Origin of the sequence: Maribacter sp. LLG6340-A2 (assembly GCF_045057105.1) — a bacterium.
Classification (GTDB): domain Bacteria; phylum Bacteroidota; class Bacteroidia; order Flavobacteriales; family Flavobacteriaceae; genus Maribacter.
The window spans coordinates 3,721,356-3,739,122 of the sequence record NZ_CP159332.1 but is presented as its reverse complement, the minus strand read 5'-3'; the positions used below and the strand labels follow the sequence as shown (position 1 = coordinate 3,739,122).

Below are 17,767 nucleotides of genomic sequence, written 5' to 3'. Positions count from 1 at the left end.
ATTTAAATTCGTGTTATGAACAACAGTTTTCTGCAAACGCCAATAGTATATTTAAAAGGGGTTGGGCCTAACAGGGCAGAAATTTTAGCATCGGAAATTGGGGTATCCACTTTCCAGGATCTTTTAAATCTTTTTCCCAATAGATACATAGACAAAACCCAATATTATAAAATTGGTCAGTTACAGCGCAGCAATGCCGATGTGCAGATTATTGGCAAAATAGTTCATATTAAAACGGTTGAGCAAAAGAGGGGAACACGCCTAGTAGCCCGTTTTAAGGATGATACGGGAGAAATAGAACTGGTATGGTTTAGGGGCCAAAAATGGATTCGCGAAAATCTAAAACTAAACGAACCTTACGTTATCTTTGGAAAATGCAATTGGTATAACGGTACGTTTTCTATGCCGCATCCAGAAATGGAGCTTTTAAAAGAACACGAACAAGGCACAAAAGTGTACATGCAACCGGTATACCCTTCTACAGAAAAGTTGAGCAATAAAGGAATTACCAATAAGGTCATCAGCAAACTGATGCAACAACTTTTTATAGAAATCAAAGGTAAGTTTGATGAAAGCCTTTCTGACAAATTAATAAATGAATTAAAATTGCTGAACAAGAGTGAATCTATGTTCAATATTCACTTCCCAAAAAATCAGGAATTATTAGCAAAAGCCCAATGGCGATTAAAATTTGAAGAACTTTTTTATATTCAACTACAACTTATCGGAAAAAATGTTTCCAGAAAGAAAAAAATAAAAGGCTTCCCGTTTCTTGAAGTTGGCGAATACTTTAAGGATTTCTACAATAATAAATTACCATTTGAACTTACTGGTGCTCAAAAACGGGTAATAAAAGAAATACGGGCCGATCTGGGCAGTAACGCGCAAATGAACCGTTTATTACAGGGCGATGTAGGGTCTGGAAAAACTATTGTTGCCGTAATGACCATGCTATTGGCAATAGATAATGGTTTTCAGGCCTGTCTTATGGCACCCACAGAAATCCTTGCCAATCAGCATTTTCAAGGCATTTCAGAACTGTTGGAAGGTACAGAAATAACATGTGCATTACTTACTGGATCTGTTAAAAAATCTGCTCGTAAACCAATTCACGAACAGCTAGAAAGCGGCGAACTAAATATCCTCATAGGCACTCATGCGTTGTTAGAAGACAAAGTTAAGTACAAGAATTTAGGCATGGCCATTATCGATGAGCAACATCGTTTTGGAGTAGCACAACGTTCTAAATTGTGGCATAAGAATGAGTTTCCTCCACACATATTGGTCATGACGGCAACACCTATACCAAGAACGTTGGCCATGAGCTTATATGGTGATCTGGATATCTCGGTAATTGACGAATTGCCCCCCGGGCGTAAACCTATAAAAACTGTTCACCGTTATGATGCCAACCGATTAAAGGTTTTTCGTTTTATACGTGATGAGATTGAAAAAGGGCGACAAGTTTATGTGGTATACCCATTGATTCAAGAATCTGAAGCAATGGATTACAAAGACCTTATGGATGGTTATGAGAGTATTGCTCGCGATTTTCCTCAACCAAAATACCAAATTTCCATAGTTCACGGGCAAATGAAACCGGCGGATAAAGACTATGAAATGGAGCGTTTTGTAAAGGGCGATACTCAAATTATGGTTGCCACTACCGTTATTGAAGTTGGGGTAAATGTACCCAATGCCTCTGTAATGATTATTGAAAGTGCAGAACGCTTTGGTTTGTCGCAATTACACCAATTGCGTGGGCGTGTTGGTCGTGGTGCAGACCAGAGTTATTGTATTCTAATGACCGGTCATAAATTATCCAATGATTCCAAAACCAGACTGGAAACTATGGTGGCTACCAATGACGGCTTTGAAATTGCCGAAGTAGACCTTAAGCTCCGTGGACCCGGAGATATCATGGGAACCCAACAAAGTGGACTCCTAAATCTAAAAATAGCGGATATCGTTAAGGATAATGATATTCTAAAATCTGCTCGCTTCTATGCATTACAGCTTCTAAAAGAAGATCCAACTTTAAGCAAGCCAGAAAATCTAATTATTAGACATATGTATGCCCAGTTAGTGAAGCACAAGAATATCTGGACATATATTAGTTGATAATCTGAAATGGCACAACAGGGGTTTTTTCCTTACTCAAAACATTCCCATCAAAATCTACTGTAAAGATACCCTGAGATTTATAAGGCATTCCAATTCGACTGCTATGAGCACCAATTAAAAAAACCTTATTTTCATAATCCACAGTAAAACTTTGTGCATGAGGATTCCAAGGGAATTCGTCATCTTCGAATTGGGTTTCATCTTCAAAAATATCAATCACCTTAAAATCTCCCGTATTTAAATCTAAAATTGCTGGATAAGTTGCTCCAGAACCAGGAAATCCACCTACAGTTCCAAAGTATAATTTATCATCGGAAATTGACATTGGATTTGAAGGATCTAGATAATAGTTAAATTGAAAAAACCCATTACCAATAGGCCCAAAGTCTGTCATTGTCTTTAAATTAAATTCATACTTGTAAACGGATTTAATACCCAATAAATAACAATTACCTGTATCATCCGCTACGACAGCATAGTTATCAAATTTAAAATTATCTCTAGTTTCTATAATTTCTTCCTTTTTTAAATCAAAAAGTATCAAATAATTTTGAGGGTTTTCTTCAATTGCATTTTGACTTAAATAAATATATAATTGATTATTAATAGGGACTAACCGAACATAATTCTCTCTTATTTTATTAAAAACTCCAATTTGAATCGATTTTTTTTCTTGGGTATTAATATCAAAAATTAGCAACTGGAACTTAGTTCCAATTTCGCCCTGTACAAAGTCTTCTTGATAAAAAGCATATATCTTTTCATTCATATGAAAACTATAGTGTAGATAGCCCTCAATGGCTATCTCAATATTAGTTTTAGCGCTTTCTTTATTAAAATTTTCATGATAAACATGAGTTCTACCTGTATCAAAATTGTGACCACGGCCTGTAATACCATTTATATCAGCATAAAAAGCATTATAAGAAATTTGAGAATAATTTTGAGTTCTTACTTTAATCGAAGAGAGTTGATCAACCTCTAAACTAAGGTTATCATAATAAAAAATATCTGAAGTAAAATTACCGTTTTCATCAAAAGCTTTTCCTATAACTTTATATTTATTCGAATTTTCACTTATATCATTAAATGACTGCTTATTACAAGAGAAAAATAAAAAGCTAATTGATAATAACAATAGATATTTCATGAATATAAATTTCGGTTAAGCTATTCTTGGTTTTTACAAAGAAAACCATAATCCTTAATTACAAAAAAACTTTAGACGAAAAGTAAATAAATACAATGTAGTGTATTTAACAACTTATTCAATCCATAAAATATAACAACTTATTCGTTGAACATCGTAATTTACAAGCACGTTAATTTCCAAAAAACCCTTGGTTTTAATAGATTTGTGTACTTAGATTAAATAGCATATGAGCGCAACAAAAACATTATTTGACAAAGTGTGGGATTCCCACGTAGTACATAAAATACAAGATGGTCCAGATGTACTGTTCATTGACAGACATATGGTACACGAAGTAACCAGCCCTGTTGCTTTCCTAGGCATCAAGAATAGAAATATTCCTGTAATGCATCCTGAGAAAACTTTTGCAACGGCTGACCATAATACCCCTACTATTAATCAACATTTACCGGTAGCAGATCCACTTTCTGCAAACCAATTAAAAATGTTAGAAGAAAATGCTAATGAATATGGTATTTCTTATTGGGGGTTAGGGCATGCAAAAAATGGTATTGTGCACGTTGTTGGTCCTGAGTATGGTATTACACAGCCAGGTGCTACCATAGTATGTGGAGATTCACATACCTCTACACATGGTGCTTTTGGAGCAATAGCTTTTGGTATTGGTACTTCTGAAGTTGAAATGGTATTGGCTACACAATGCATAATGCAGCCAAAACCAAAAAGAATGCGTATTAATATTAACGGCAAAATGAGCAAAGGGGTAACTCCTAAAGATGTTGCCTTGTTCATTATTTCTCAATTGACTACTTCTGGTGCAACCGGATATTTTGTGGAATACGCCGGTGAAATTTTCAGGGAAATGAGTATGGAAGGTCGTATGACCGTTTGTAACCTAAGTATAGAAATGGGTGCCCGTGGTGGTATGATCGCTCCTGATGAAAAAACATTTGAATATGTAAAAGGTCGTGAGTTTACTCCTAAAGGTGCTGATTGGGACAAAGCAATGGCATATTGGGAAACGTTATATACCGATGAGGATGCCGTTTTCGATAAAGAATTAACTTTTGACGGTTCATTAATAGAACCTATGATTACCTATGGTACCAATCCAGGTATGGGTATGGGAATCTCAAATGATATTCCTATGGCCAATGCCGTACAAGGTGGTGCTACTACCTACCAAAAATCATTGAAATATATGGACTTCAATGAAGGTGAAAGCATGATGGGCAAACCAATTGATTTTGTTTTCTTAGGAAGCTGCACCAACGGTCGTATAGAAGATTTTAGAGCATTTGCCTCTATTGTAAAGGGTAGAAAAAAAGCAGATAATGTTACAGCTTGGTTGGTTCCTGGATCGCACAAGGTTGAAACTGCTATTAAAGAAGAAGGTATTCTTGATATTTTAACTGAATCTGGATTTGAACTACGTGAGCCAGGTTGTTCAGCTTGTTTAGCAATGAACGATGATAAAGTACCTGCTGGAAAATTAGCGGTTAGTACATCGAACAGAAACTTTGAAGGTAGACAAGGCCCTGGGTCTAGAACATTATTGGCCAGTCCGCTAGTTGCTGCTGCCGCTGCCGTAACCGGTAAAGTAACAGATCCAAGAGAATTAATGGTAGAACTTGTGTAACAAGTTTGCCTTTCGCTAATAGCTATTGGCTTTTAGCACAGTAACAATTATAATAATACAAGCTAATGGCTAATCGCCAGAAGCAAAAAGCTATAAAAAATGGCATACGATAAATTCAACATATTAACTTCAACGGCAGTACCATTACCTATTGAAAACGTAGATACGGATCAAATAATTCCTGCTCGATTTTTAAAGGCTACAGAACGTGTAGGTTTCGGTGACAACCTTTTTAGAGACTGGCGTTATAATCAAGACAATACTTTAAAAGAAGATTTTGTTTTGAATCAAGATAAATTCAGCGGAAAAATCTTGGTAGGTGGTAAAAACTTTGGATCAGGATCTTCTCGTGAGCATGCTGCATGGGCAGTTTATGATTACGGATTTAGATGTGTAGTATCTAGTTTTTTTGCAGATATCTTTAGAGGAAACTGTTTAAACATTGGTGTGCTACCAGTGCAGGTTAGTGCAGATTTCTTACAGAAAATCTTTGATGCCGTAGAAGCCGACCCATCTACAGAATTGGAAATTAATCTTCCAGAGCAAAAGATAACCTTATTACCTACCGGTGAAAGTGAATTTTTTGACATTAACGATTACAAGAAAAACAATATGCTTAACGGTTTCGATGATATTGATTACCTATTGAACATCAAAAAGGATATTGAAACATTTGCAGAAAACACACCGTTGTAATCTTTACAACAATGTATTATCAACAGCATTTACGTTAACTAACCATTTGCCGTTTCTAATTACAAAGGGAGCGGCAATTAGAACACATGAAAAAAAGAAAGTTAGAAATTATGGATACCACCCTGAGGGATGGTGAACAAACCTCTGGAGTATCCTTTTCTGCATCGGAAAAACTGACCTTGGCAAAGTTACTTTTAGAAGAGCTAAAAGTAGACCGTATTGAGGTTGCCTCGGCTCGTGTTTCTGATGGTGAACTAGAAGCTGTTCAAAAAATTACCGAGTGGGCCGCTGAAAAAGGATTCTTGGAACGTGTAGAAGTATTAACTTTTGTTGACGGTGGCGTTTCTTTGGATTGGATGAAAACTTCTGGTGCCGTTTCACAAAATTTATTAACCAAAGGTTCTCTCAACCATTTAAAGTATCAGTTAAAGAAAACTCCAGAACAACATTTTGCAGAAATAGCCGAAATTTTTAAGCAAGCTACTGAAAGAGGTATTATCAATAATATCTATTTAGAGGACTGGAGTAACGGCATGCGAAATTCCAAAGCATATGTTTTTGAATTTTTAGAATTCCTTTCTACCCAAAACGTAAAAAGAATTTTATTGCCAGATACATTAGGTATTCTTACGCACACAGAAACCTATGCCTTTTTAACTGAAATCATTCAAAAATTTCCGAAGTTACATTTTGATTTTCATGGTCACAATGATTATGATCTTGGTGTTGCAAATATTATGGAAGCGGTAAAAGCGGGTTGCCATGGTCTTCACCTAACAGTAAACGGAATGGGAGAAAGAGCTGGTAATGCCCCTATGGCAAGCGCCATAGCCGTTATCAATGATTTTTTACCAGAGGTTGAAATTCAAGTAAATGAAACCTCATTATATAAGGTAAGTAAATTGGTTTCTGCCTTTACTGGGTTTACCATACCTGCAAACAAACCAATTGTTGGTGATAATGTATTTACCCAAACAGCAGGAATACATGCCGATGGTGACAGCAAAAACAACCTGTATTTTAGCGACCTAATGCCCGAACGTTTTGGAAGAAAACGAAAGTATGCTTTAGGTAAAATGTCCGGCAAAGCCAATATTCAGAAAAATTTACAGGAACTTGGCTTAACATTAAATGATGAAGAGCTTAAAAAGGTTACTGCCAGAATTATAGAATTAGGAGATAAAAAAGAGCGGGTTACAAAAGATGACCTTCCATTTATTATTTCCGATGTTTTAGATACTGCCGATTATAAACAAAAGGTATTTATAAAATCTTATGTACTTACACATGCAAAAGGTTTAATGCCTTCCACTACCCTTTCCGTTGAAATTGACGGAAAAGTTATAGAAGCGCATGCACAAGGAGACGGACAGTATGATGCTTTTATGAACGCCCTTAAAAAAGTGTATATTGCCAAGAAGATTGCCTTGCCAAAACTTACGGATTATGCTGTAAGAATACCACCTGGCAGTACATCTGATGCTTTATGTGAAACAGTCATCACTTGGGAATTAGACGGTAAAGAATTTACCTCAAGAGGGTTAGATTCTGACCAAACGGTTAGTGCCATAAAAGCGACAGAGAAGATGTTGAATATAATATAGCACAAAGCGCTTGACGTTGTTCGCTAGGCGCTAAATGCCAAAAATGAGAGATTATAAAAAATATAAAGTTTGGGAATTAGGTCATGAAATTACTTTAGAAACGTATAAATTGACAAAAAACTTCCCAAACGATGAAAATTTTGGATTAACAAGTCAAATGAGAAGAGCTTCATCATCCATACCAGCAAATATAGCTGAAGGGTGCGGAAGGGAATCTGATGCTGAATTCAAAAGATTTTTAATTATAGCTCAAGGCTCGGCAAGTGAATTAGAGTATTTTACAATATTAGCAAAAGACCTTGACTATATTATTAATAAAGAGTTTTTAAGCATTCATGATAAAGTAAATAAAGTAAGAAGAAGTTTAAATAGTTTAATTAATACGATATAATTATAAATAGCCTAAACTATATACGATTAAAGTATAACGTTTAGCGTACAGCGAAAAGCGAAAAAGCGATTAACCATGAAATTAAATATTGCCTTATTGGCCGGTGATGGTATCGGTCCTGAAGTTATTGATCAAGCAGTAAAGGTATGTGATGCCATTGCTAAAAAATATGAGCACGATATTACCTGGAAACCTGCACTAACGGGAGCGGCAGCTATAGACGCTGTTGGTGAACCTTACCCAGATGAAACGCATGACGTTTGCGCCAATGCAGATGCAGTTTTATTTGGTGCTATAGGTCACCCACGTTTTGACAATGATCCTTCAGCAAAAGTTCGTCCAGAACAGGGATTATTAAAAATGAGACAAAAATTAGGTTTGTTCGCTAATGTAAGACCAACCTTTACCTTTCCTTCTTTAATAGATAAATCTCCATTAAAAAGAGATCGTATTGAAGGAACCGATCTTATCATTTTGAGAGAATTGACCGGAGGAGTTTATTTTGGAGAACGCGGAAGAAAAGATGACGGCAATACTGCATTTGACACCATGACCTACCAACGTTTTGAAATAGAGCGCTTGGCAAGAAAAGGATTTGACATGGCCATGAAGCGTTCTAAAAAACTATGTTGCGTTGATAAAGCAAATGTATTGGAATCATCTAGACTGTGGAGAGAAACCGTACAAGGTTTAGAAAAAGAATACCCTGAAGTAGAGGTAACTTATGAGTTTATTGATGCAGTTGCCATGCGATTAATTCAATGGCCAAAAGGTTATGATGTAATCATCACAGCAAACTTATTCGGTGATATTTTAACCGATGAAGCTTCTGTAATAGCAGGTTCAATGGGGCTTATGCCTTCTTCATCTGTAGGTAGCAAAGTATCTTTATATGAGCCAATACATGGTTCATACCCGCAAGCGGCAGGTAAAGATATTGCTAATCCTTTGGCGACAGTACTTTCTGCTGCTATGCTTTTTGAGGATTTAGACTTAACCAATGAAGCTGAAGAAATTAGAAGAGTAGTAAACAAATCATTAGCAGAAGGTTACGTAACCGAAGACCTTGCCGATGGTGGAAAAAGCTATAAAACAAGTGAAGTTGGCAATTGGCTGGCCAGTAACATTTAAAGGCTATTATTTCAATTAAAAGTCCCTTTGATCAATGATTAAAGGGACTTTTTTTATTCCAAAAATTGTAAGCTGATTTCTTATATACTGGAAGCAGTTTCAATTTTTTGCTCATATATATTTTTTACAATTGCCCTTAAATCTGGTACAACAGTTTTGACCAGTTTAGATGAACCGTTGATTAAAACACAAATGCCCAAATCTGAATCTGGAAAAAGGGCAATCTCATTTCTATAATTATTTACACTACCTCCATGATGCCAGATTGTTTCTTCTGGTGCATCTTCATTTTCCTTTACAGAGTGAATTCTCCAACCCAATCCATAGGCCGACTTTACATGTCCTGGCCACCTTTGATAATATTTACTATGACCTTTTAATTCTATAAAAGGTTCAAACACTGGTACAAGTTCATCTTTGGACATCACATTGGGATTATGGCCCAACAAAAACCGCATCCACTTGGCCATGTCATTAGAATTCGCATTAATACCACCAGCAGCAATAGCATTGTAGTAATTATTTTTAGGTAACATTGATTTCCAACCATTTCTTCTTTTAATGTGTGGAAATGCAATATTATCTGTATTCATTAAAGTTTCATGATCCATAGAAACAGCATTCATACCCAGTGGTTTAAAGAACCTATCGGTTAATAAGGTTTGAATATTTTTTCCTGTTGCTTTCAGCATTACCTCTTGAGAGACAGAGAACATCGCATTCTGATAACTATATTGTAAACCAGGTTCACTAATAGGAGTAACATTATCGAATTTTTCACTGATAGCGGATATGGATAAGCCAGCTTCAACCAAATCTGTATAACTATGATATGGTGTACCGGATGTATGCGAAAGTAAATGGGCAACTTTTATTTTTTGAGTATTTTGATAATTCCCAAACTGGAAGTCTGGTAGATAAGTAGTTATTCTATCAGATAATCGTAATTGTCCTTCACTTTCCAAATTTGCCGCTAAAACCCCGGTAAATCCTTTTGATATGGAACCTAGTCTAAAGATGGTTTCCCCATCCACTTTTTTAGAGTCATTGATCTTTCGTTTTCCAAAACCTTCAGATATAATAATAGAATCTCCTTTTACTATACTAACACCAGCTCCAACAATATCTCCGGCTTTTATAGCATCCTCAAAATAATTTCTAAGTGCTTGGTGAAGAGCATTTTTTTTGAAGGTATACAATTCAATTTCGCGTTTCTTGGCCAAGGTTTTAATGGATTTATCCACAGGGATAAATGATTTTGTAGTAGTTGGCTGAACCGACGAAGAGCTCAAAAGCATAATAACTAAAACGGCCGATAGCCCGCCTAATAGGATTTTGGAATGTTTCACGATTGTTAAGATTTGGTTCTTTTAAAACGTGAAAAATTAGATTTAAGTACGATGAAATATGTTAATTTGAATATTTAACACATTCTTTTTCTAAATATTTACCGGTCGTTTTTCATCAAAACATAAGTAATTATAGGCTTTTAAGTGTAATTCTTACAAGTTTAATAATGAAGTAATTACGTATAAAAAATAAAGAGGAATTTTTTATAAAGTAGTGTTATTTATTTACTTATTGAAACTTACTTTTTTATAAAAATTACACATTTCAATTAAAAAAAGTGATGGCTTATATATTATTTCAATAAATTTAACGTTATAAATATTGTAGTCATTTTCTTACAATTTATGAAGGTATTTCATCACAATATTACGTCACAGGCGCAAATAGATGCGCTTTCAATAGATTTTGAGCCAGATGTAATTTTCCTATTTGCTTCCTTGAAGTATAAAGATATACACCAGGCCATAAATAGTTTACAAATAAAGTATACGCATACCCTTGTAATAGGGGGTACTACTGCCGGTGAAATTATAGATCAGGATGTCATGGATGGTAGTATTATTCTATCCGCAGTTAAATTTAGCGATACTAAGGTAAAACTATACGGTAAGGACCTACCCACAGATATACACAACTATTATGATATTGGTGCATCCTTTGTTCAAGATATGGATCAAGAAGATTTAAAGCATCTTTTTCTTATATCAGATGTACAAACCTTACATGCATCAAACTTATTAAAGGGTATTAATTCCCAATTAAAATCACATGTCAGTGTCACAGGTGGCTTGGCAGGTAGGGAGTCTTATATTGGAACCAACTATATTATTGATAAAGGTCAGTTAAAATCAAACCGGGTTATTGCCTTGGCTATGTATGGCAGTAGTTTGCAGGTTAATTATAATGCCCAAGGCGGCTGGGACAGTTATGGAGTAGAAAGCCTGGTAACCAAGTCAGATAAGAACCACGTATTGGAAATTGATGGGCTTCCTGCCCTGGACTTTTACAAATCTGTAGTAGATCCAAACATCTTGACGGATATAAATCAATATGGTTTTAGACACCCCATAAAAATAAGGAACCAAGAACATTCCAATCCCGTAATTAGAGCATTATTGGCCATTGACGAATCCAAAAAAAGTTTGATTATGGCCGAAGAAATTCCTGAGGGTTCCTATGTTAGAATTATGAAGGCCAATGTAGATCGGTTAATTATTGGAGCTGAAAATGCTGCAAAGGCCATCGCACAAAAAAAGGACTATGGGCATGAATTGGCCATACTTATTAGTTGTGCAGGAAGACGAAAAGTTTTGGGCAATTTGGCTAAAGAAGAAGTTGAAGCCGTTGTTCAACAATTTCCGTCAACTACAAAGTCTGTAGGGTTTTATTCTTATGGCGAAATATCGCCCTTTGTTGAAAATCCAAAAACATCATTACATAACTTGACCATGTGCGTCACGACATTTTCTGAATCATGAAGTACCATAGAAGATTAAAAAGACAATTACGTGAACTAAATCTTGATGAAAGAGATTTGGATAAAATTGTACCATTACTAGATATGGTTAATAAAAGCTATATAGTAATGGACGAAGACATGCAACATGCAGAAACCATTCTTGAAGAAAGTTCCAAAGAGCTGTACTTAAGAAATTTGCAATTAAAGAACAATGTTGAGGAAGTTACCAGTCAACTAACTAAAGTAGCAAGTAACATAAAAGATGTAATATTTGAAATAGACCTCTCTGGACGATGGTCCTATTTAAACTCTGCATGGGAAGAGATTACGGGCATACTTGTAAAAGATTGTATTGGCAAATCTATTGGTGATTGTTTAAAGAACGTAGACGGCCAACCCTACTCCAATTTATTAAACCTAAATAACCCGGAGGAAAACACATTTAATAAAACCTTAGAATCCCTAGACAAAAACGGAAGTAGAATTTGGCTAGAATTTACCATTAAAGGGATAAAATCCACAACAGGTAAGGTAGAAGGGTATATTGGTACCATTGTCAACATCACCAATCTAAAGTTAACGGAGCTTGAGTTGATCAAGGCAAGGGAAAAAGAAATAAAGGCCAATAAGGCAAAAAGTGAATTCTTGTCCACCATGTCCCATGAAATCCGTACACCACTAAATGCCGTTATAGGAATAGCCCATTTATTGCTTATAGAGAATCCTAAACCAGAACAAATTGAGAATCTTAGTACACTTAAGTATTCATCTGAACACTTATTAGGAGTTGTTAACGATATCCTAGACTATGATAAAATAGCGGCTGGGTCCTTAGAATTGGAAAAAACAAACTTTAGCCTAAAACAGGTATTGAATACGGTACAAAGTATTTTTACGAACAAGGCTACCAAAAAAGGTATTTCATTTCAAATTAAAAAAGATGCCCTTTTCCAAGATACCCTTGTTGGTGATAGTACCCGTTTATCACAAATCTTGACCAATTTAGTGAGCAATGCCATAAAATTTACAGAGCAAGGAGTTGTTTCATTACAGGTTGAAGTGCTCATGGAAACCGAAAACAATACTAAACTTCTATTTTCCGTACAGGATACGGGTATTGGTATTGAAAGAGATAAAATAGATAAGATTTTTGAATCCTTTGCGCAAGCACATGTAAGTACTACAAGATTATATGGAGGTACAGGATTAGGTCTGGCAATTTGCCAACGGTTATTGCAGCTCATGGGTACATCTATTAAAGTGGAAAGTACCCCAAATGTGGGCTCATGTTTTAGTTTTGAGTTAGATTTTAGAAAAGGAAACCCAATAGCTTCCATTCTCCAAGAGGAAAACAATTCTGCCTTAGGTACAATTGAGCATGAAGATGTCGATAGAATAAAAGGCTCAAAAATATTGGTTGTTGAGGATAATAAGATCAATATTTTCTTAATTGAAAAATTCCTAAAGAAATGGGGAGTAGACTATGATGTGGCAATAAACGGTCAACTAGCCGTACAGCATGCATTTATAAAAGAGTATGACCTTATTCTTATGGATTTACAAATGCCGGTCATGAACGGTTATGATGCCAGTTTGGCCATAAGAGCCTCAGAAAGCATCCACAATCAGACTATACCCATATATGCACTATCCGCTTCTACTGGAGAAACCATAAAAAAAGACCTTTTTAGTCACGGAATGAATGGTTTGATCTGTAAGCCATTTAATCCAAATGAACTATACAATACTATATCTGAAATATTAACCAGTAACGTTAAAGAAAATATATAGATTCTGTATAGGATGGATATAAAAAAAGGAACTTAAAATAAGTTCCTTTTTTTATTATGCTATTTATGTACTAACAACTTATTGCCATTTTTCTATATTTAACAGCTCTTCTCTTTCTAACAATATAAATGGCCACTGCAATCATAACACCAGAGAAGGCAAGCATTGCACCTACCAAACTTGAATATAATATACCATAGCCAAATGCCATAGGAAGTCCCGCTAAATATGCTCCTGAAGCATTACCCATATTAAAGGCACTTTGGTTCATAGAAGAACCCAACATTTCTGAACCTTTAGATGTGTTTATGATAGCCATTTGTATTGGTGTGGCAACTGTAAAGGATATTGCACCTATTACAAAGGTCAATACCATTAACAAATAAGGATTGGTTGCTACCATCATATTAATCAATAAAATACCACACATAATAGATAAACTAATTATAACAGCCCTTAAAGGAGAAAACCACTCCGCCATTTTTGCTCCTAAAAAATTTCCAGCAACCATACCTAGCCCGGCCAACATCATTGCATATCCAACAAAATGATTTGGCAAACCAGCTACCTCTGTTATTAATGGCGCTACATAACTATACCAAGCAAAGAACCCACCAGTTCCTATAGTAGTCAAAGCAATCAACGCCCATAATTCTGTATTTTTCAGCCCCTGTTTAACGGTAACTTTTTCTTCTTGTTCATCAACTTCAATTTTTGGCATCCATAAGTAAATACTTCCCAATGCCAGCAAACCAACAAAACCAACCAAGTAAAAAGAAACACTCCAACTGAACTGTTGTCCTAAATAGGTTCCAATGGGCACACCTATAACATTAGCTACTGTAAGCCCAGAAAACATTATGGAAATTGCCTGTGCCGCTTTTCCTTTTTTTACCAGTTTGGTAGCAACTACAGCACCAATACCAAAGAATGCACCATGAGGTATACCAGATAAAAACCTTAAGAACAACAAACTGCTGTACCCAGTTGCCAAACCGGACAATGTATTGAATACGGTAAACCAAATCATTAACAGAAACAACATTTTCTTAGGACTTAATTTGGCCCCTAATCCTGTTAACAATGGAGCCCCTACTACAACACCCAATGCATACGCGGCAATAAAATGACCCGCCTGAGGAATGGTTATTCCCAAAGAACCAGATACTTCGGTTAAAATTCCCATGATTACAAACTCGGTAAGTCCAATTCCAAAACCTCCAATGGCCAAAGCGAACAATGCCCGCTTATTTGATTTTAATGCTTCCATAATCTTCAATTTTATATTCACTCTATAACAAATAGATAAGAGTGATTAATTAAAAGGACAAAGTTAGAACCCATTTGTCGGCAACAAATCATATGAATTACCACATTTATGTAAATAATTACCCTAACGAAATATTTCTTTTCAGATCATATTTACAGTTCAGCCTAAAATATCTACAACTGGGAAAATCAATTTCTATAAAACGCCATATACGGAACATATTTGTGGCATCAATCAAAAATAAAATCAAAAATGAAGACGCTATTATTTTCTTTACTTACACTTTTCTATCTCAACACATTTGCACAATCAACCATTTCAGGTAAGGTCATTGACCAGCAAGGTCTACCGATTATAGGAGCAAATGTTTATTTACAAGGTACTTATGATGGTACTGCAACCAGTGATGAGGGACATTTTACTTTTGAAACAGATGCAAAAGGCATACAAACCTTAATTGCATCATCAATTTCATTTGAGACGTATTCAAAATCAGCCGATGTCATCAACTTTAAGAATATTTCCATTACACTAAAAGATGATGTCAACACTTTGGATGCGGTTACCGTAAACGCGGGAACATTTAATGCTGGTGATAATGCAAAAGTTACCGCATTAAAACCTTTGGATATTGTAACCACCGCCGGCGCCCTTGGAGATTTTGTTGGAGCATTACAGACATTACCAGGAACTTCAAATGTTGCGGAAGATGGTAGATTATTCGTTAGAGGGGGCGATGCAGATGAAACACAAATCTTTGTAGATGGCATGCGTGTATTTACACCCTACTCCCCTTCTGCAAACAATATTCCCACGAGAGGAAGGTTATCTCCGTTTCTTTTTAAAGGAATAACATTTTCTACGGGAGGATACTCGGCAGAGTACGGTCAGGCATTATCCAGTGTTTTATTATTGAATAGCGTTAATGAACCAAAAGAGGAAAAAACAGATATATCAATCATGAGCGTTGGTCTTGGACTTGGTAATACCCAAATTTGGGATAAAAGTTCTTTAAGCGTAAATGCTAACTACATAAACTTAACCCCGTATCAAAAACTATATCCTGATAATAATGAATGGCATAAACCCGTAGAATCATTTGGCGGTGAAGCGGTGTATAGATATAAATTCAATAACGACGGACTTTTAAAAATATATGGTGCATACAGTACGGTGGACTTTGATCTAACACAAGAAGATATTAATGAAGTTAACGGTGTACGTTTTGGTTTAAACAATAAAAACCTTTACATAAATACTTCCTATCTAGATTTTATGGAAAAGGATTGGAGCATACAAACAGGTATTAGTTTTGCAAACGACCGATCAGAAATAAAGATTAATACTAGTGAGATTGAAGACATTGAAAATTCCGCTCATTTAAAAATTGCTTTGAAAAAGTATTTTTCAAGTAGATACAAATTAAATTTTGGCGCCGAATATTTCATTACCAATTTTAAAGAAAACTACACAGACCCTAATTTTGAGAACACCTATGGTTTTGACAATAATATTTTAAGCAGTTTTGCAGAGACCGATATTTTCTTCTCTAAAAACTTCGCTACCAAAATAGGGATAAGAGGAGAATACTCGCAGTTGTTAGGAGAATTCAATCTTTCGCCAAGATTGTCGCTAGCTTATAAATCTGGATCAAACTCTCAGTTTTCACTAGCGTATGGTGAGTTTTTTCAAAACCCTAAGAATGACTATCTAAAATTCAACACTGATTTTACAGCAGAAAAGACTACCCATTATATAGCCAACTATCAATATGTAAAAAACAAACAAATATTTAGGGCTGAGGCTTACTACAAAGACTATGGTAATTTGGTGAAGTACAATACCGATTTTACTTTACCTACATCAATCTATGACAATACCGGTAATGGTTATGCAAAGGGACTCGATATTTTTTGGAGGGATAATAAAACTATAAAAAATACTGAATACTGGATGTCTTATTCCTATCTGGACACCGAAAGGAACTACCAAAATTACCCTACCACCGCTACCCCAAACTTTGCCAGTAAACACAATGCCTCATTAGTGGTAAAACGATGGGTAGAAAACTGGAAGAGCCAGATCGGGTTTAGTTATAATTATGCTTCCGGTCGTAATTACACCGACCCTAATAAAGGAGGTTTTTTAACGGAGCAAGCCAAAAGCTTTAATTCGTTAAATCTTAATTACGCGTATTTAATAAGTCCGCAAAAGATATTGTACCTGTCCGTTAGTAACGTCTTAGGCACTAAAAATGTAAATGGCTATCAATATGCCGATCAACCAAATACCGAAGGCATATTTGACAGAAGAACCATTACACCTGCAGCAGATCGCTTCTTTTTCATTGGCTTCTTTTGGACCATCAGCAAAAACAAAAACGACAATCAGTTAGACAATTTGTAAATCTTACAATTCAAGACCAAAAATCAACAACTGGGTCATCAATTTTATTAAGAAGCACGATTTAAAAAGATATTTGAACAACAATAAAAAACCTTTAAAAAATTACATTATGAGAACCTTATTACTAATTGCCACATTTGTATTCACCCTCAACATTACCGCACAAACTTCGTATGAAAAAGGAATGAACCAGGCTTTTGCCTTATGGGAGCAACAAAAGAGTACAAAGGCATCACAACTTTTTGAAAGAATATCCGCTGCAGAAACCGGTAATTGGCTACCGGCTTATTATGCTGGTTTAATTGAAATTACAAGCAGTTTTGGATTGAAAGATGAAGCGTTGTTAACCGCTAAACTAACCAGGGCAAAAACATTCTTGGACAAAGCTTCTGAAATATCAGAGAACAATCCAGAAATCATGATAACTTATGCATTATTGAATACAGCCTATATTGCTTTTGACGGAGCAAAGTACGGAATGACCTTATCCGGTGAGAATGCCGCCATCTATCAAAAAGCATTAAGCATTGCTCCCAACAACCCAAGGGTACTATTAAGCAAGACGGAATGGGACATGGGCTCAGCAAGGTTCTTTGGCAAATCTACCGCACCATATTGCAAGGATATAGATCGCGCCATAGCCTTATTTAATGAAGAAGAACAAAACATACCTTATTATCCATATTCAGGATTAGAAAGAGCACAAGCAATCAGTGCCAATTGTAAAAAAGAAACCTCCCCTAATTAGGAGAG

13 protein-coding genes are annotated in these 17,767 nt (G+C 35.6%); 10 read left to right on the top strand and 3 right to left on the bottom strand.

Annotated features, from left to right (window positions below; genetic code table 11):
- Nucleotides 1-15 precede the first annotated feature (15 nt).
- Nucleotides 16-2,121, top strand: a complete 2,106-nt coding sequence (gene recG / locus ABVM52_RS15725; RefSeq protein ID WP_405382029.1) for an ATP-dependent DNA helicase RecG — start codon at nucleotides 16-18, stop codon at nucleotides 2,119-2,121.
- Here the strand turns inward: recG and ABVM52_RS15720 are convergent.
- A complete protein-coding gene (locus ABVM52_RS15720; RefSeq protein ID WP_405382028.1) occupies nucleotides 2,114-3,274 on the bottom strand; it encodes a hypothetical protein in 1,161 nt (386 codons plus the stop codon). The genes recG and ABVM52_RS15720 overlap by 8 nt on opposite strands.
- A gap of 229 nt (nucleotides 3,275-3,503) precedes the next feature.
- Between ABVM52_RS15720 and leuC the strand changes: the two genes are divergently transcribed.
- From leuC to leuB, 5 genes are all read left to right on the top strand, one after another.
- On the top strand, nucleotides 3,504-4,916 hold the full coding sequence (gene leuC, locus ABVM52_RS15715) for a 3-isopropylmalate dehydratase large subunit (RefSeq protein ID WP_116772336.1): 1,413 nt from the start codon (nucleotides 3,504-3,506) through the stop codon (nucleotides 4,914-4,916).
- 99 nt (nucleotides 4,917-5,015) lie between these two features.
- Nucleotides 5,016-5,612, top strand: coding sequence for a 3-isopropylmalate dehydratase small subunit (leuD, locus tag ABVM52_RS15710; RefSeq protein WP_405382027.1), 597 nt, complete (start codon nucleotides 5,016-5,018; stop codon nucleotides 5,610-5,612).
- Nucleotides 5,613-5,698: 86 nt separating this feature from the next.
- Nucleotides 5,699-7,216, top strand: coding sequence for an alpha-isopropylmalate synthase regulatory domain-containing protein (locus tag ABVM52_RS15705; protein ID WP_405382026.1), 1,518 nt, complete (start codon nucleotides 5,699-5,701; stop codon nucleotides 7,214-7,216).
- A gap of 43 nt (nucleotides 7,217-7,259) precedes the next feature.
- Nucleotides 7,260-7,607, top strand: coding sequence for a four helix bundle protein (locus ABVM52_RS15700; RefSeq protein ID WP_405382024.1), 348 nt, complete (start codon nucleotides 7,260-7,262; stop codon nucleotides 7,605-7,607).
- Between the two features lie 75 nt (nucleotides 7,608-7,682).
- On the top strand, nucleotides 7,683-8,738 hold the full coding sequence (leuB, locus tag ABVM52_RS15695) for a 3-isopropylmalate dehydrogenase (RefSeq protein ID WP_405382023.1): 1,056 nt from the start codon (nucleotides 7,683-7,685) through the stop codon (nucleotides 8,736-8,738).
- An 80-nt stretch (nucleotides 8,739-8,818) separates the two neighbouring features.
- Here the strand turns inward: leuB and ABVM52_RS15690 are convergent, their stop codons facing one another.
- Nucleotides 8,819-10,087, bottom strand: a complete 1,269-nt coding sequence (locus tag ABVM52_RS15690; RefSeq protein WP_405382022.1) for a serine hydrolase domain-containing protein — start codon at nucleotides 10,085-10,087, stop codon at nucleotides 8,819-8,821.
- A gap of 345 nt (nucleotides 10,088-10,432) precedes the next feature.
- Here ABVM52_RS15690 and ABVM52_RS15685 point away from each other — a divergent pair, with 345 nt between their 5' ends.
- Both ABVM52_RS15685 and ABVM52_RS15680 read left to right on the top strand, forming a co-directional pair.
- Entirely contained in the window at nucleotides 10,433-11,566 is a 1,134-nt protein-coding gene (locus tag ABVM52_RS15685) for an FIST signal transduction protein (RefSeq protein WP_405382021.1), read from the top strand.
- On the top strand, nucleotides 11,563-13,338 hold the full coding sequence (locus ABVM52_RS15680) for an ATP-binding protein (RefSeq protein ID WP_405382020.1): 1,776 nt from the start codon (nucleotides 11,563-11,565) through the stop codon (nucleotides 13,336-13,338). The genes ABVM52_RS15685 and ABVM52_RS15680 overlap by 4 nt, the downstream gene beginning before the upstream one ends.
- Before the next feature lie 70 nt (nucleotides 13,339-13,408).
- Here ABVM52_RS15680 and ABVM52_RS15675 read toward each other — a convergent pair whose 3' ends face one another.
- Complete coding sequence (locus ABVM52_RS15675; RefSeq protein WP_405382019.1) at nucleotides 13,409-14,608, bottom strand: MFS transporter; 1,200 nt, start codon at nucleotides 14,606-14,608, stop codon at nucleotides 13,409-13,411.
- Nucleotides 14,609-14,860: 252 nt separating this feature from the next.
- Here ABVM52_RS15675 and ABVM52_RS15670 point away from each other — a divergent pair, with 252 nt between their 5' ends.
- Together ABVM52_RS15670 and ABVM52_RS15665 are read left to right on the top strand one after the other, a co-directional pair.
- Nucleotides 14,861-17,014 (top strand): TonB-dependent receptor, encoded by a 2,154-nt coding sequence (locus ABVM52_RS15670; RefSeq protein ID WP_405382018.1) that lies wholly within the window; start codon nucleotides 14,861-14,863, stop codon nucleotides 17,012-17,014.
- Nucleotides 17,015-17,123: 109 nt separating this feature from the next.
- The gene (locus ABVM52_RS15665; protein ID WP_405382017.1) at nucleotides 17,124-17,762 is read left to right on the top strand and encodes a hypothetical protein; all 639 of its coding nucleotides are present in this window, start codon (nucleotides 17,124-17,126) and stop codon (nucleotides 17,760-17,762) included.
- Nucleotides 17,763-17,767 lie beyond the last annotated feature (5 nt).